Source organism: Gordonia sp. IEGM753 (assembly GCF_050321825.1).
Classification (GTDB): Bacteria; Pseudomonadota; Gammaproteobacteria; order Pseudomonadales; family Pseudomonadaceae; genus Aquipseudomonas.
Genome location: NZ_JBNQGB010000001.1, coordinates 1,870,294 through 1,886,499, shown reverse-complemented (window position 1 = coordinate 1,886,499; position 16,206 = coordinate 1,870,294). Strand labels below are relative to the sequence as shown.

Annotated in this window: 12 protein-coding genes; 9 read left to right on the top strand and 3 right to left on the bottom strand. The window is 58.2% G+C overall.

Annotation, left to right across the window (positions count from 1 at the left end):
* Window positions 1-4 precede the first annotated feature (4 nt).
* On the top strand, window positions 5-2,662 hold the full coding sequence (gene pepN, locus ACQR3R_RS08465; protein WP_428271562.1) for an aminopeptidase N: 2,658 nt from the start codon (window positions 5-7) through the stop codon (window positions 2,660-2,662).
* A 152-nt stretch (window positions 2,663-2,814) separates the two neighbouring features.
* Here the strand turns inward: pepN and ACQR3R_RS08460 are convergent, their stop codons facing one another.
* Window positions 2,815-3,354 (bottom strand): dihydrofolate reductase family protein, encoded by a 540-nt coding sequence (locus ACQR3R_RS08460; protein WP_428271561.1) that lies wholly within the window; start codon window positions 3,352-3,354, stop codon window positions 2,815-2,817.
* Between the two features lie 365 nt (window positions 3,355-3,719).
* On the opposite strand from ACQR3R_RS08460, the gene ACQR3R_RS08455 reads away from it, so the two are divergent.
* Entirely contained in the window at window positions 3,720-4,772 is a 1,053-nt protein-coding gene (locus ACQR3R_RS08455; protein WP_428271560.1) for a YCF48-related protein, read from the top strand.
* A gap of 28 nt (window positions 4,773-4,800) precedes the next feature.
* Window positions 4,801-7,185 carry an MMPL family transporter gene (locus tag ACQR3R_RS08450; RefSeq protein ID WP_428271559.1) on the top strand — a complete coding sequence of 795 codons (2,385 nt, stop codon included), beginning with the start codon at window positions 4,801-4,803 and terminating at the stop codon, window positions 7,183-7,185.
* A 196-nt stretch (window positions 7,186-7,381) separates the two neighbouring features.
* On the opposite strand, the gene ACQR3R_RS08445 is transcribed toward ACQR3R_RS08450, so the two are convergent.
* Entirely contained in the window at window positions 7,382-8,101 is a 720-nt protein-coding gene (locus tag ACQR3R_RS08445; RefSeq protein ID WP_428271558.1) for an FCD domain-containing protein, read from the bottom strand.
* A 202-nt stretch (window positions 8,102-8,303) separates the two neighbouring features.
* Complete coding sequence (locus ACQR3R_RS08440; RefSeq protein ID WP_428271557.1) at window positions 8,304-10,040, bottom strand: dihydroxy-acid dehydratase; 1,737 nt, start codon at window positions 10,038-10,040, stop codon at window positions 8,304-8,306.
* A gap of 192 nt (window positions 10,041-10,232) precedes the next feature.
* On the opposite strand from ACQR3R_RS08440, the gene ACQR3R_RS08435 reads away from it, so the two are divergent.
* The 6 genes from ACQR3R_RS08435 to ACQR3R_RS08410 all read left to right on the top strand — a co-directional run bounded on the left by ACQR3R_RS08435 (window position 10,233) and on the right by ACQR3R_RS08410 (window position 16,173).
* Entirely contained in the window at window positions 10,233-11,555 is a 1,323-nt protein-coding gene (locus ACQR3R_RS08435; protein WP_428271556.1) for an MFS transporter, read from the top strand.
* 151 nt (window positions 11,556-11,706) lie between these two features.
* Entirely contained in the window at window positions 11,707-12,699 is a 993-nt protein-coding gene (araD1, locus tag ACQR3R_RS08430; RefSeq protein ID WP_428271555.1) for an AraD1 family protein, read from the top strand.
* Between the two features lie 10 nt (window positions 12,700-12,709).
* Window positions 12,710-14,290, top strand: coding sequence for an aldehyde dehydrogenase family protein (locus ACQR3R_RS08425; protein ID WP_428271554.1), 1,581 nt, complete (start codon window positions 12,710-12,712; stop codon window positions 14,288-14,290).
* Between the two features lie 86 nt (window positions 14,291-14,376).
* Entirely contained in the window at window positions 14,377-14,676 is a 300-nt protein-coding gene (locus ACQR3R_RS08420; protein WP_428271553.1) for a DUF5629 family protein, read from the top strand.
* Window positions 14,669-15,838 (top strand): beta-propeller fold lactonase family protein, encoded by a 1,170-nt coding sequence (locus ACQR3R_RS08415; RefSeq protein WP_428271552.1) that lies wholly within the window; start codon window positions 14,669-14,671, stop codon window positions 15,836-15,838. The genes ACQR3R_RS08420 and ACQR3R_RS08415 overlap by 8 nt, the downstream gene beginning before the upstream one ends.
* Before the next feature lie 155 nt (window positions 15,839-15,993).
* A complete protein-coding gene (locus tag ACQR3R_RS08410; RefSeq protein WP_428271550.1) occupies window positions 15,994-16,173 on the top strand; it encodes a hypothetical protein in 180 nt (59 codons plus the stop codon).
* Window positions 16,174-16,206: the final 33 nt, after the last annotated feature.

Here is a 16,206-nt window from a genome sequence, read left to right as displayed (position 1 = left end):
CAGCATGCGCACCGAACAACCGAAGATGATCTACCTGAAGGACTATCAGGCACCCGAATACCTGATTGACGAGACGCACCTGACCTTCGAGTTGTTCGAGGACCACAGCCTGGTTCATGCGCAACTGGTGATGCGTCGCAACCCTGCGCGTGGCCCGGGTTTGCCGCCGCTGGTGCTGGATGGTCAGCAACTTGAACTGCTGTCGGTCAACCTGGCGGACAGCGAGTTGAGCGCCGACGATTATCAGTTAAGCGAAAGTCACCTGACGCTGCACCCGAAAAGCGCCACGTTCACGGTCGACACCAGCGTCAAGATCCATCCCGAAACCAACACTGCGCTGGAAGGTTTGTACAAATCCAGCGGCATGTTTTGCACGCAGTGCGAGGCCGAAGGCTTCCGCAAGATTACCTATTACCTCGACCGCCCGGACGTGATGAGCACGTTCACCACCACCGTTGTTGCCGAACAGCACAGCTACCCGGTGTTGCTTTCCAATGGCAACCCGATTGCCTCGGGGCCGGGTGAAGACGGTCGGCACTGGGCAACCTGGGAAGACCCGTTCAAGAAACCGGCGTACCTGTTTGCACTGGTGGCCGGTGATTTGTGGTGCGTCGAAGACACCTTCACCACCATGACCAAACGTTCGGTTGCGTTGCGTATCTACGTCGAGCCAGAAAACATCGATAAGTGCCAGCACGCCATGAACAGCTTGAAGAAGTCGATGCGCTGGGACGAAGAGGTGTACGGTCGCGAGTACGACCTGGACATCTTCATGATCGTCGCCGTCAACGACTTCAACATGGGCGCGATGGAGAACAAAGGCCTCAACATCTTCAACTCCAGCGCCGTACTGGCCCGCGCCGAAACTGCGACCGACGCCGCGCATCAACGTGTTGAAGCCATCGTTGCCCACGAATACTTCCACAACTGGTCGGGCAACCGCGTGACCTGCCGCGACTGGTTTCAACTGTCGCTGAAAGAAGGTTTCACGGTGTTCCGCGATTCTGGCTTCTCGGCCGACATGAATTCGGCCACGGTCAAACGCATCCAGGACGTGGCGTACCTGCGCACCCATCAGTTTGCCGAAGATGCAGGTCCCATGGCGCACGCCGTGCGGCCGGACAGCTTCATCGAGATCTCCAACTTCTACACCCTCACCGTGTATGAGAAGGGTTCGGAAGTGGTCGGCATGATCCACACTTTGCTCGGCGCCGAAGGCTTCCGCAAAGGCAGCGATCTGTATTTCGATCGCCATGACGGCCAAGCGGTGACCTGCGATGACTTCATCAAAGCCATGGAAGACGCCAACGGTGTCGACCTGACTCAATTCAAGCGCTGGTACAGCCAGGCCGGTACGCCACGCCTTGCGGTGAGCGAGTCTTACGACGCGGCTGCGAAAACCTACAGCCTGACCTTCCGCCAGAGCTGCCCGGCCACCCCGGACAAGGTTGAAAAACTGCCGTTCGTGATCCCGGTCGAGCTGGGCCTGCTCGACAGCAAGGGCGGTGAAATTGCCCTGCGCCTGCAAGGTGAAGCCAACGCGCAGGGCACTTCGCGGGTGATTTCGGTGACCGAAGCCGAACAGACCTTCACTTTCGTTGACGTTGTGGAACAGCCGCTGCCTTCATTGCTGCGTGGCTTCTCGGCGCCAGTGAAACTGAGCTTCCCGTACAGCCGCGACCAATTGATGTTCCTCATGCAGCACGACACTGACGGTTTCAATCGTTGGGATGCCGGCCAGCAACTGTCGGTTCAAGTGCTGCAAGAGCTGATCACCGATCACCAGAATGGTGAGAAGTTGGTGCTGGATCAACGTCTGATCACCGCCCTGCATTCGGTGCTGACCGACGAGACGCTGGATCAGGCCATGGTCGCGGAAATGCTTTCGCTGCCGGGTGAAGCGTATCTGACCGAAATCAGCGAAGTGGCTGACGTTGACGCCATCCACATCGCCCGCGAGTTTGCTCGCGAGCAACTGGCGGAGCACCTTTTCGAACCGCTGTGGCTGCGTTACCAGGCCAATCGCGACCTGTCGAAAAAGACACCGTATGTGGCCGAAGCCGAGCATTTCGCTCGCCGTGCGTTGCAGAACATTGCGCTGTCGTACTTGATGTTGAGCGGCAAGGCTGAGGTGTTGGCGGCAACGCTTGAACAGTTCGAGTCCAGCGACAACATGACCGAGCGCCTGACGGCCTTGGCGGTGTTGGTCAATTCACCGTTCGACGAAGAGAAAGCCAAGGCGCTGGCCAGTTTTGCCGAGCACTTCAAAGACAACCCGCTGGTCATGGATCAGTGGTTCAGCGTTCAGGCCGGCAGCACATTGCCGGGCGGTCTGGAGCGGGTTCGTCAGCTGATGCAGCACCCGGCGTTCAACATGAAGAACCCGAACAAGGTGCGAGCACTGGTCGGTGCGTTTGCCGGGCAGAATCTGGTCAATTTCCATGCGGCGGACGGTTCGGGGTATCGCTTCCTGGCGGATTTGGTGATTGAGTTGAACGGGTTTAACCCGCAGATTGCATCCCGCCAACTGGCACCGCTGACTCGCTGGCGCAAATACGACGACGCTCGTCAGGCGTTGATGAAAGGTGAACTGGAGCGGATTCGGGCTTCGGGTCAGCTATCGAGCGATGTGTTCGAAGTGGTCAGTAAAAGCCTGGCCTGACGGCCTGGAACATTGCAGGAACCTGTAGGAGGGGCCGCCACGTCTTCGGCGCCGCGCTGTAGCGCGAAGACTGGCGGCTCGCCGCATTTATAGATCACAGAAAAATCATACGACGTTGCGAGTTTCGATACGCGGTCGTCTTGCGGATGTTGTTAGTCCGCTTTCACGTCCAAGACGCATTCCATGGCGCCGCTCTGCAGCGTTCGTTGCTCTCTGAGAATGCCTTCAAGCGCGCGGTCAACGGGCAGTACGGGAACGCCGCTGCCGAGAAAGATCGGAATTGTAGTGATGAATAATTGCTGCAATTCCCCTGCGTCAGCAAAACAGGCTGCCGTTTTGCCGCCACCGACCAGCCAGACATTCTTGCCCTTCGCCGCTTGTCTGGCGCGGGCCGCGACGGCCCCGGCATCGCCGCGTAAGAAGGTGATATCCAAATTGGCAGAGGCTGACAGATTCCGGTTGCTCATGACAAAGGCGGGTACGTCCCGGTAGGGCCATTCATCGGGAGCGTTCGACATGATCCATTCATAGGTCTGCGACCCCATGATCACTGCTCCGACCGTCTGATAAAAATCATCATAGGCCGTTGCGTCATCCCCTAGCGCAAAGTTCTCCAGCCAATCCAGTTTGTGTTGTTGAGTGGCAATATAACCATCCAGTGTTGCGGCTACGTAATAGACCAGCATCGACATGTCTTTTCCTTGTCATCATTCAGGCGGCAAATGCCCCTAAAATGTAAATAAAAAGTTCCTTTGGAAAGTGGCGTTCGTACGCAGCTCCTGCACATTTCATACAATGGAACCTGTACTCACAAGCCCCCACGATCACTCCTCCGAATACCTCCTCATTCACCTCCAGCCCTTATCCCGCCAGTTAACAAAAGATAACGTGGCGTCGATTGTCAGACCTTTCCAAACCCCGATAGGATAAGCCAGCTTCCGAAGGGGCTCTAGATTGCGCATTTCAGGACTATGCTCCAGAACAGCCTATCAAGATGAACACCCTTACGGCGCCCTGAAAGGTTGAACGACCTAACAATAATAATGGGGGAAGGTCTATGAGTGAGCCTGTCATGGGTGTGGGTATCTGCCGCCCGCCGGCATTACGCAAATTCGCGTTGCTGGCTACAGCGCTCTCGCTGTTGGGCTGTGCCGTGTTGTCGGCTCCCGTGCTGGCCGCCGCGGCGCCGGCATCTGATGTTGTTTATGCCGTTGAATCGGCCAAGGCCAGCAAAAGCCTGATGCTCGATGTCGTGCACGCCGGCAAGCGCCTGGTGGCGGTCGGCGACCGCGGGCACATTCTGTATTCCGATGATCAGGGTAACTCCTGGACCCAGGCCAAAGTGCCGACCCGGCAACTGCTGACCTCGGTGTTTTTCGTCGATGACAAACACGGTTGGGCTGTCGGTCATGATGCGCAGATCCTCGCCAGCGAGGACGGTGGCGTCACCTGGACCAAGCAATTCGAAGATTTGAAACGAGAAGCGCCGCTGCTCGACGTCTGGTTCAAGGACGTCAACAGCGGCTTTGCCGTGGGTGCGTATGGCGCACTGCTGGAAACCACCGACGGCGGCAAAGATTGGCAAGACGTCAGTGACCGCCTCGACAACGAAGACCAGTACCACTTGAATGCAATCACTGCAGTCAAGGATGCCGGGCTGTTCATTGTCGGCGAGCAGGGCAGCATGTTCCGCTCCTCCGATTGGGGGCAGACGTGGGAAAAACTTGAAGGTCCGTATGAAGGTTCGTTGTTCGGCGTTATCGGTACCGCACAGCCCAATACGCTGTTGGCCTACGGATTGCGCGGCAACCTGTTTCGCTCCACTGACTTTGGCACGACGTGGGAGCCTGTCGAGCTAAAAGCTGCTCGCGGGGCGCTGGAATTTGGCTTGTCTGGCGCCACGTTGCTCGATGACGGCTCCATCGTGATCGTCGGCAACGGCGGCTCGGTGATCCGCAGCAGCGACAACGGTGAAACCTTCAGCGTGTTCAACCGCCCGGATCGTATTTCAGTCTCGGCAGTAACAGCAGCAGGTAACGGCAATCTGATTCTGGCAGGACAGGGCGGCGTTCGCGCTACTTCGCCATCGGGCGCCGAGTTGGGCAAATGAGCCGGGCACATAATAAGAAGGCGGGTCTATGACATCCCTAAGCAGCCATCACCAAGACAAGGCGACGTTTCTCGAACGCCTGATCTTCAACAACCGCCCGGCAGTCATCATCATCTGCCTGGTGGTCAGTATTTTCCTGTTCTGGCAGGCAACGCTGATTCGCCCGTCCACCAGTTTCGAGAAAATGATCCCGCTCGAGCATCCCTTCATTCAAAAGATGATGGAGCACCGCAACGATCTGGCGAACCTGGGCAACACGGTGCGCATTTCCGTTGAAGCCACCGACGGCGACATCTTCTCCAAGGAGTACATGGAAACCCTGCGTCAGATCAACGACGAGGTGTTCTACATTTCCGGTGTCGACCGTTCCGGCCTCAAGTCATTGTGGAGTCCAAGTGTGCGCTGGACCGAGGTCACCGAGGAGGGGTTTGCCGGTGGTGAAGTGATTCCGCAGAGCTACAACGGCTCCCCGGAAAGCCTCGACCTGTTGCGCAACAACGTACTCAAGTCCGGTCAGGTCGGGCGTCTGGTGTCCAACGACTTCAAGTCGAGCATTGTCGATATTCCGCTGTTGGAGTCCTACCCGGACCCGCAAGACCAAGGCAAGCTTGTAGCGCTGGACTACCGCAAGTTCTCTCATGAACTTGAAGAAAAGATCCGCGACAAGTTTGAAAAACAAAACCCCAACATCCAGATCCACATCGTCGGTTTCGCCAAGAAAGTGGGCGACCTGATTGATGGGCTGGTGATGGTGGTGATGTTCTTCGGCATCGCCTTCGTGATCACCCTGATCCTGTTGTACTGGTTTACCAACTGCATGCGCAGCACGGTGGCGGTACTCAGCACCACGCTGGTGGCGGTGGTCTGGCAACTGGGGTTGATGCACTTTTTCGGCTTCGGACTCGACCCCTATTCGATGCTGGTGCCGTTCCTGATTTTCGCCATCGGTATTTCCCACGGCGTACAGAAAATCAACGGTATTGCCTTGCAGTCCAGCGAAGCGGACAACGCACTGACCGCCGCACGACGGACATTCCGCCAATTGTTTCTGCCAGGGATGATTGCGATTCTCGCGGACGCGGTCGGTTTCATTACGCTTTTGATCATCGACATTGGCGTGATTCGTGAACTGGCCATCGGCGCCTCCATCGGTGTGGCGGTGATTGTGTTCACCAACCTGATTCTGCTGCCAGTAGCGATCTCGTACGTCGGTATCAGTAAAAAAGCTGTCGAGCGCAGCAAGAAAGACGCGCACCGCGAACATCCGTTCTGGCGCCTGCTGTCGAATTTCGCCAGCCCAAAAGTGGCTCCGGTTTCCATCGTTCTCGCGTTGCTGGCGTTTGGTGGCGGTCTTTGGTACAGCCAGAACCTGAAAATCGGCGATCTCGATCAGGGCGCGCCGGAGCTGCGTCCCGATTCGCGTTACAACAAGGACAACAGCTTCATCATCAACAACTATTCCACCAGTTCTGATGTGTTGGTGGTGATGGTCAAGACCAAGCCCGAAGGTTGTTCGCGCTATGAAGCCATGGCGCCAATCGACGAGCTGATGTGGAAGATGCAAAACACCGAAGGCGTGCAGTCGGCGATCTCGCTGGTGACTGTGTCCAAGCAGATGATCAAGGGGATGAACGAGGGCAACCTGAAATGGGAAACCTTGTCGCGCAACCCGGACGTGCTGAACAACTCCATCGCCCGGGCTGATGGGCTGTACAACAACAGTTGCTCACTGGCTCCGGTGCTGATTTTCCTCAACGACCACAAGGCCGCAACGCTGGACCGCGCGGTTCATGCGGTGCAGGACTTTGCCAAGGAAAACAACAAGGACGGCCTGGAGTTCATCCTGGCTGCCGGTAACGCAGGGATCGAGGCGGCCACCAACGAGGTGATCAAGGAATCCGAGCTGACGATTCTGATCCTGGTCTACATCTGTGTTGCGACCATGTGCATGATCACTTTCCGTTCGTGGGCCGCGACGTTGTGCATCGTCTTGCCTCTGGTGCTGACCTCGGTGCTGGGCAACGCACTGATGGCCTTCATGGGCATCGGCGTGAAAGTGGCGACGCTGCCGGTTGTGGCGCTGGGCGTGGGGATTGGTGTGGATTACGGCATCTATATCTACAGCCGACTTGAGAGCTTCCTGCGTGCCGGTTTGCCATTGCAAGAGGCGTATTACCAGACCCTGAAGTCGACCGGTAAAGCCGTACTGTTCACGGGCCTGTGCCTGGCGATCGGTGTGTGCACCTGGATCTTCTCGGCCATCAAGTTCCAGGCCGACATGGGTTTGATGCTGACCTTCATGCTGTTGTGGAACATGTTCGGCGCATTGTGGCTGCTGCCTGCACTGGCGCGGTTCCTGATCAAACCGGAGAAACTTGCCGGACAAAAGGGTAACTCGCTGTTCGCTCACTGACCGCTGGCTGAAACAGAAAAGCCGCAACCTTGGTTGCGGCTTTTTTACATCCCGAATTTCATCCAGACCCCTATAGGAGACTGGCCTGCCGGCGATGGCGTCCGTGAGAACCTCATCACCGGCAAGCCGGTTTCCTACGGATCCGTGTTGCTCCAAACATCGCGTGGCTTAACGCAACCTAAGGGATTTGTGGTGATTATGAGTGATCGGTGCCCAGCACCACACTCAACGCATTGCGCGCATCGTCGAGCTGCACCAGGGTGGCATGTCGAGCGCCAAGCGCATCACGGTTTTCGATGGCCGTCAGAATCGCCTTGTGCCGTGGCAACGCCAGTTCATGCAGGTTTGGTCTTTGGTTGGAATGCTTCAACGCTTCGGCAATGGCCACCGACAGCATGTTGCACAAGTTAGCCAACAAGTCGTTGTGAGTTGCGTCGGCGATGCGGCTGTGAAAATCCAGGTCCGGTTGCAGCAATGCTTCCGGCGTCGGTGCGGTTTCCATGCGCTGGTACGCTTCGCTGATGGACGCGATGTCGTCGTCGGTTGCGAACTGCGCTGCAAGGGCGGCGGCGGCCGGCTCGATGATGCTGCGCACGCTGGTCAACAGGTCGAAGAATTGGTTTTGCGGGCTGCTCTGCATCAGCCAATGCAAGACGTCCGGGTCGAGCATGTGCCATTCGCGGCGTTGTTTGACCACCGTGCCGACGCGTGGGCGCGAATACACCAGACCCTTTGCGACCAATACGCGAGTGGCTTCGCGCAGTACCGGTCGGCTGACCGCGTATTCCTCGCACAGCAGCGCTTCGGCGGGCAGTTTGTCGTCCGGTTTGAAGCGCCCGGAAACGATCTGCATGCCCAGTTCCTGGACGATGCGCGAGTGCATGCTTTTGCGGTCGGAGGGTTTACGGTAATCCATGGGAAACGGCGCGATCCTGGGCGATGGGGATGTGGCGCATGATAGCAGGCACGACGAGGACGGTCGCTAAAGCACCAATTCGATACACCGCCATGTCCGAAATCGTGATCACCGGCAAGCCGGTTTCCTACGGGTCTGCGTTCACGCCATGAATCCGCGCTTCACCACCGATCTGTAGGAGACTGGCTTGCCAGCGATGGCGTCAGTGAGAATGGCGTGGGACTTCAGACCCCCGGCAGCCGACCAAAAAGTCAAAGTCACAGCCTTGATCTGCCTGCAGTACATGGTTGATGTACAGCTGACGATAACCACCCAGGATCATCGGTTGTGGCGGTTGCAGTTCAGCCATTCGCGCCGCCAGTTCCGCGTCTGGAATATCCAGGTGCAAGCGGCCATTGGCGCAGTCCAACTCAATCCAGTCGCCTTCCTTGACCGTCGCCAACGGGCCACCCGCAGCGGCTTCCGGTGCCACGTGCAACACCACGGTGCCATACGCGGTGCCGCTCATGCGGGCGTCGGAAATGCGCACCATGTCCGTTACACCCTGAGCCAGCAGCTTGGCCGGCAACCCCATGTTGCCCACTTCGGCCATGCCCGGATAACCCTTGGGCCCACAGTTTTTCATCACCAGAATCGAGTTGGCATCGACGTCCAGTTCCGGGTCGTTGATGCGCGCCTTGTACATGTCGAAATTCTCGAACACCACTGCGCGACCGCGATGCTGCATCAGCTCGGCATTGGCGGCGGACGGTTTAAGCACCGCACCCAGCGGCGCCAGGTTGCCGCGCAGCACGCAAATCCCGCCGTCGGCACGGATCGGATTGTCGAGCGTGCGGATCACCTCGTCCTGACCGTAGATCGGCGCATCCTTGGTGTTCTCGCCGAGGGTTTTGCCATTGACGGTCAAGGCATTCGGATGCGGCAGGAGGTTGGCTTCACCCAGGCGGCGCAACACTGCTGGCAGCCCACCCGCGTAGTAAAACTCCTCCATCAAAAAGCGCCCGGAAGGTTGCAGGTCGACGATGGTCGGTATGCCGCGCCCCATGCGCGTCCAGTCATCGAGTTCCAGGTCCACACCGATGCGCCCGGCGATAGCCTTCAAGTGAATCACGGCGTTAGTCGAACCGCCGATGGCGGCGTTGACGCGGATGGCGTTTTCGAAGGCTTCCTTGGTGAGGATTTTAGACAGTTTCAAGTCTTCACGAACCATCTCGACCGCGCGCATGCCGGACATGTGCGCCAACACATAACGTCGCGCATCGACGGCCGGGATCGCCGCGTTGTGGGGCAGGGAAGTGCCGAGCGCTTCAGCCATGCAGGCCATGGTCGACGCGGTGCCCATGGTGTTGCAGGTGCCGGCCGAACGCGACATGCCCCCTTCGGCCGCCAGGAAATCGTCGAGGGTGATGGTGCCAGCCTTGACCTGCTCGCTGAGCTGCCACACCACCGTGCCAGAACCGATGTCCTGACCTTTGTGTTTGCCGTTCAGCATCGGGCCGCCGGTGACCACGATGGCCGGCACGTCGCAACTGGCGGCGCCCATCAAAAGTGCGGGGGTGGTTTTGTCGCAACCGGTCAACAGCACCACGCCATCGATCGGGTTACCGCGAATGGCTTCTTCGACGTCCATGCTCGTCAGGTTTCGCGTGAACATCGCGGTGGGGCGCAGGTTCGATTCGCCGTTGGAGAACACCGGGAACTCAACCGGCCAGCCGCCGGCCTCGATCACCCCGCGTTTAACGTGCTCCGCAATCTGGCGGAAGTGCGCGTTGCACGGGGTCAGTTCCGACCAGGTATTGCAGATGCCGATAATTGGTTTGCCATGGAACTGGTGGTCGGCGATGCCCTGATTCTTCATCCAGCTGCGGTACATGAAGCCGTTCTTGTCGGCGGTGCCAAACCATTGGGCGGAGCGCAGGGTGGGTTTCTTATCAGACATGATCGGTTCTCTTATTGTATGACTATATTGTTCCGGATAAGGCATAACATAAGCGCAAATTCACGGGTTTGGAAGTGTTGTTGGGTAATTAGTATTACTATATAGTCGCTTTCAACAGAGGGATGGCCCTGGCAGATTTTTGGCGAGAGGCATCCTCAGGTTCTATAACAACAACAATCGGAGACCGACCTCATGAGCCAGGAACTGCGGCTTATTCGCCGCATTACGTTGAAACTGATTCCCTTCCTGATCCTGTTGTACCTGATCGCCTATGTGGATCGCTCCGCCGTAGGGTTTGCCAAGCTGCACATGGGCGCCGATATAGGCATCGGTGACGCCGCCTACGGACTGGGCGCCGGGCTGTTTTTCATTGGCTATTTCCTGCTGGAGATTCCCAGCAACCTGATGCTCGAACGCTTTGGCGCGCGGCGCTGGTTTGCGCGGATCATGGTGACGTGGGGCGCCATCACCATCGGCATGGCATTCGTCCAGGGCCCACACAGCTTCTACGTCATGCGTTTTCTGCTCGGCGCAGCGGAAGCAGGTTTTTTTCCGGGTGTTCTCTACTACATCACTCAGTGGTTCCCGGTTCGCCATCGCGGCAAGATCCTCGGGCTGTTTATCCTGTCCCAACCCATTGCGATGATGATCACCGGCCCGGTATCCGGCGGCCTGCTCGGCATGGACGGCACACTCGGTATGCACGGCTGGCAGTGGCTGTTCATCGTCATCGGTACGCCGGCGATTCTGCTGACCTGGCCGGTACTGCGTTATTTGCCCGATGGCCCACAGCATGTGAAGTGGATGGATCAACCCGAGAAGGACTGGTTGGCCGGTGAGCTGAAAAAGGATCTGGAAGAATATGGCCAGACCCGCCATGGCAATCCCTTGCATGCCCTTAAAGACAAACGCGTGCTGCTGCTGGCGTTGTTCTATCTGCCGGTGACGTTAAGCATTTACGGTTTGGGCCTGTGGTTGCCAACCCTGATTAAGCAGTTTGGCGGCAGTGACCTCACCACCGGTTTCGTCTCGGCGGTGCCTTATATCTTCGGGATCATTGGTTTGCTGATCATTCCGCGCAGTTCCGACCGTTTGAATGATCGGTATGGCCATTTGGCAGTGCTGTATGTGTTGGGCGCCATCGGCTTGTTTTTAAGCGCCTGGCTGACGGTGCCGGTGTTGCAACTCGCAGCGCTGTGCCTGGTCGCGTTTTCGCTGTTTTCCTGTACGGCGGTGTTCTGGACGTTGCCGGGGCGGTTCTTTGCCGGTGCCAGTGCGGCAGCGGGTATCGCTTTGATCAACTCGGTGGGCAATCTCGGTGGCTACATCGGCCCGTTCGTGATCGGTGCGCTGAAGGAATACACCGGCAACCTGGCGTCCGGCCTGTACTTCCTGTCGGGGGTGATGGTGTTCGGGCTGGTGTTGACGGGCGTGGTTTATCGGTTATTGGAGCGCAAACACGTGCTGCCAGCGGATCAGTTTGCAGCCAGCGCCCGCGGCGCTACCCGCTCCTGAGCGTCCACCCTGAACCCTTGTGGGAGCGAGCCTGCTCGCGATGGCGGCCTCGCATTCAATATCGATGTTCGGGGTGATGGCCTCATCGCGAGCAGGCTCGCTCCCACCAAGTGCGATGCCGATTTCAAGTTTGTTTTACAGGAGAAAAAACATGCGTTTGGTTCAATTCGAATTGGGTAACGGCGAGCGCCGGGTGGGCGTGGTCGAGGGCAATCAGGTACGCGAGGTGTTAGCGACGGCTACCGTGCGAGACCTGGCATTGGCTGCGATTGAGGCGGGCGTCGATTTGCAGCAACAGGTGAAAACCCTGGGGCTGGGCATCAGTCACGACTATGCAAAACTCCTGGAGCAACTCCGAATCCTGCCGCCGCTGGACCATCCAGACCCCGCGCACATGCTGGTCAGTGGTACAGGCTTGACCCATTTGGGCAGCGCTTCGGCTCGGGACAAAATGCACCAGCAGGTCGGCGATGAAGCGGCCATGACTGACACCATGCGCATTTTCAAATGGGGCGTGGAGGGCGGTAAACCTGCCGCAGGCCAGGCTGGCGTGCAACCGGAGTGGTTTTATAAAGGCGATGGCAGCATTGTCGTGCGTCCGGGCCAGCCATTCCCGCTGCCACCCTTTGCCGAAGACGCGGGTGAAGAGCCCGAAATCAGTGGTCTGTATGTGATTGGCCACGATGGCAAACCGTATCGGCTTGGGTACGCGGTCGGCAACGAGTTCTCTGATCACGTCATGGAGCGCAAGAATTATTTGTACCTGGCGCACTCCAAATTGCGCAGTTGCAGTTATGGCCCGGAACTTCGGGTCGGTGAATTGCCTCAACATCTGGCAGGCACCAGCCGCATCCTGCGCGACGGTGAGGTGCTGTGGCAGAACGAGTTTTTAAGCGGCGAGGCCAATATGTGCCATAGCCTTGCTAACCTCGAGTATCACCATTTCAAGTACAGTCAGTTCCTGCGTGCCGGGGATGTACACATTCACTTCTTCGGCACCGCGACCCTGTCCTTCGCCGACGGTATTCGCACCCAACCGGGTGATGTGTTCGAAATAAGCCAGGCCGAATTTGGCGCACCGTTGATCAATGGCATCGCGCCGGTCGAAGCGGTTTTCGAACCGGGCACCGTCGGCACACTTTAAGGAGTCAAGCATGACCCGGATTCTTGGTCACAACTACATTGGCGGCCAGCGCAGCAATGCTGGCACCGTCAAACTGCACAGCGTGGACGCCAGCACAGGCGAAACGCTGCCGCACGATTTCTATCAAGCCACACCGGAAGAAGTGGACGCCGCCGCCAAGTCGGCCGCGGCCGCCTACCCGGCGTATCGCAGCCTGAGCGCCGAGCGTCGTGCGCAATTTCTTGAGGCGGTTGCCGATGAGCTGGACGCGCTAGGCGATGAGTTCGTGGCCGTGGTCTGTCGCGAAACCGCATTGCCTGCCGGTCGTATCCAGGGTGAGCGCGGACGCACCAGCGGTCAGATGCGCTTGTTCGCCAAAGTGCTGCGCCGCGGTGATTTTTATGGCGCGCGCATCGACCAGGCACTGCCTGACCGCCAACCGTTGCCACGCCCGGACCTGCGTCAGTACCGAATTGGCCTCGGCCCGGTTGCAGTGTTTGGCGCCAGCAACTTTCCGTTAGCGTTCTCCACCGCCGGTGGCGACACCGCCTCGGCGCTGGCTGCCGGTTGCCCGGTGGTGTTCAAAGCGCACAGCGGCCACATGGCAACCGCCGAACTGGTGGCTGATGCGATCCTTCGCGCCGCGCAGAAAACAGGCATGCCCGCAGGCGTTTTCAACATGATTTACGGCGGTGGCGTTGGCGAAGCGCTGGTCAAGCATCCGGCAATCCAGGCGGTCGGTTTTACCGGCTCGCTGAAGGGCGGCCGTGCTTTGTGTGACATGGCGGCCGCACGCCCACAACCGATCCCGGTGTTCGCCGAGATGTCGAGCATCAACCCGGTCATCGTGTTGCCGCAGGCGTTGGCCGCACGAGCCGAAACCGTTGCCCGTGACCTGACCGCTTCAGTGGTTCAAGGTTGTGGCCAGTTCTGCACCAATCCTGGTTTGGTGATCGGTATTCGTTCACCGCAGTTCAGCGCTTTCACGCAACAGGTCGCGCAGTTGATGGGTGATCAACCGCCGCAAACCATGCTTAACGCTGGCACCTTGAGCAGCTATGGCAAAGGCTTGCAGAAGCTGCTGGCTCACCCGGGCATCGAACATTTGGCCGGCAGCGCCCAGCAAGGCAATCAGGCGCAACCGCAATTGTTCAAGGCCGATGTCAGTTTGCTGCTCAACGGCGATGAAGTGCTGCAAGAAGAAGTGTTCGGTCCAACCACTGTCTTCATTGAAGTGGCGGATCAGGCGCAACTCACCGCTGCGTTGAATGGGCTGCATGGCCAACTGACGGCGACCCTCATTGGCGAGCCTGCGGACTTCGAGCAGTTCGCCGAGCTGACGCCGTTGCTGGAACAGAAAGTCGGACGAATCCTGCTGAACGGTTATCCGACCGGCGTCGAAGTGTGCGATTCCATGGTGCATGGCGGACCATACCCGGCAACGTCCGATGCGCGTGGCACGTCGGTCGGCACGCTGGCCATCGACCGTTTCCTGCGCCCGGTATGTTTCCAGAACTACCCGGACAGCCTGCTGCCGGACGCCTTGAAAAACGCCAACCCGTTGCGCATCCAGCGATTGGTCGACGGCCAACCCTCGCGCGAGGCGCTCTGAAGCATCGGCATGAAGCCTGGCTGTGGGAGCAGGTCTGCTCCCACATTGAGCTATCATTGGCTCTTTCCAATTAAAGATTAACTGCCATGACTGCCGTAACCGACACCTTGCTCCAGACCCTCCAAAACAGTGACATGCTGGAAATCGACGGGCTGCACGCCTCTGATTTTTTCCTCGATGAAGAAGACGACAGCCTCAACATCGAGTGCATGGACGGTCGTGTGCTCAAGCACTCGGAGTTCAGCATGGCTCAGGTCGAGGCGGCGAAATACGATTCAACCCTTCAGAGCTGGTTGATCACCGGGGATTCCGGCGAACACCGGTTGGTATGCATGGCCGCTTTCGGCGGCGGTGATGACGAGGAAGAAGAGCATGAGGATGCGTAAACTCTGGCCGCTGTTGATTGCTGGCAGCGTCGGCGCAATGGGCGTTCAGGCAGCGCCGGCCGACAATCATGAATTGTTGGTCGGCTCCTATACCGCAGGTCAGAGCCAGGGCATCTATCGCCTGAACTTCGACAGCGCTACCGGGCAGATCAACCCCAAACCACTGCAAGTGGTAAAAAGCGAAAATCCGTCATGGCTGACCCTGTCCAAGGATCAGCATCGACTGTTCGTGGTCAATGAAAACGGGCCCGGCCAGACCGATCCTGTGGGGCGCGTCAGCAGCTACGCGATCAACCCGAAAAACCACGAAATCACCCTGGTCAATCAGGTGCAAAGCCTCGGTAACGAGCCCACGCATTCGAGCATCAGTGGCGACGCCAGTCACCTGTTCGTCAGCAATTACTGCGTGCTTGAGGACCCGGGCGGCACCTTGGCAGTGTTGCCAATTGGTGCCGACGGCAAGCTCAAGACCGTGGTGCAAATGAGCAGCCACCCCTCCAGCCGGGTTAATCCCGAGCGGCAGGCGTCGGCGCATGTGCATTCGACGATTTCCTCGCCAGATGGCAAGTTTGTGTTCTCGATGGACCTGGGCGCCGACAAGGTTTTTGTTTATCGCTTCGATCCCAAGGCCAATCCCGACCTGCCGTTGGTTGCAGCTGACCCGGCATTCGTCCAGTTGCCTCCCGGCAGCGGGCCGCGTCATTTGCTGTTCAGCGCCGATGGCAAACACGCCTGGCTGACCATGGAAATGAGCGCGCAAGTGGCGGTGTTCGATTATCACGACGGCAAGCTTGAGCAGACGCAAATGGTCGAGCTGGCGGCAGGCCAACCGACGTCGGACAAGGCCGGCGCGGCGCTGCATGCTTCGGTCGATGGCAAATTCCTGTACGTCAGCAACCGTGGCACCGCCAATCAGATGCTGGTGTTCTCGATCGATCCTGCAACCGGCCATCTCAAGGAGCTGCAACGGCGCTCAGTGGAGGGCGATCACCCGCGTGAGTTCAGCCTCGACCCGAGTGGCAAGTTCTTGCTGATTGCCAACCAGAAGAGCAACCAGATTGTGGTTGTAGAGCGTGATGCCAAAACCGGTTTGCTCGGTAAAACCGTGCAAAAACTGGCAATGGATGCCCCCAGCGACCTGAAGTTCTTGCTGCGTCAATAGACCGCAGGCCCCGATTGATGGGGCCTGCATCCTAGTATTAATGACGCTGATATCAGCTAATGCTACAAAGGATTTCAAGCGCGGACCCTCGGGGGTTAAGTTTGCTTCACGGCCCAACCGGGCAAGCAAGCCAACTGACTCCGAGGAATACCGCCATGAACTTCAACCTCTTCTCCATCATCGCCGCTTCCGCTATCTCTGCCACCGTTGCCCTGCCAGCCAGTGCCAACACCGAGATCAGCAGCAAAAAATCCCACGCCCAAAGCTACACTCAGAAATACCTGCAACAGAGCGCCAACTTCTACGCAGCACTGGATCACAAAACCCAAGCCTGAAATTCAAGCCCTGCACCTTTTATGCAGGAGCGA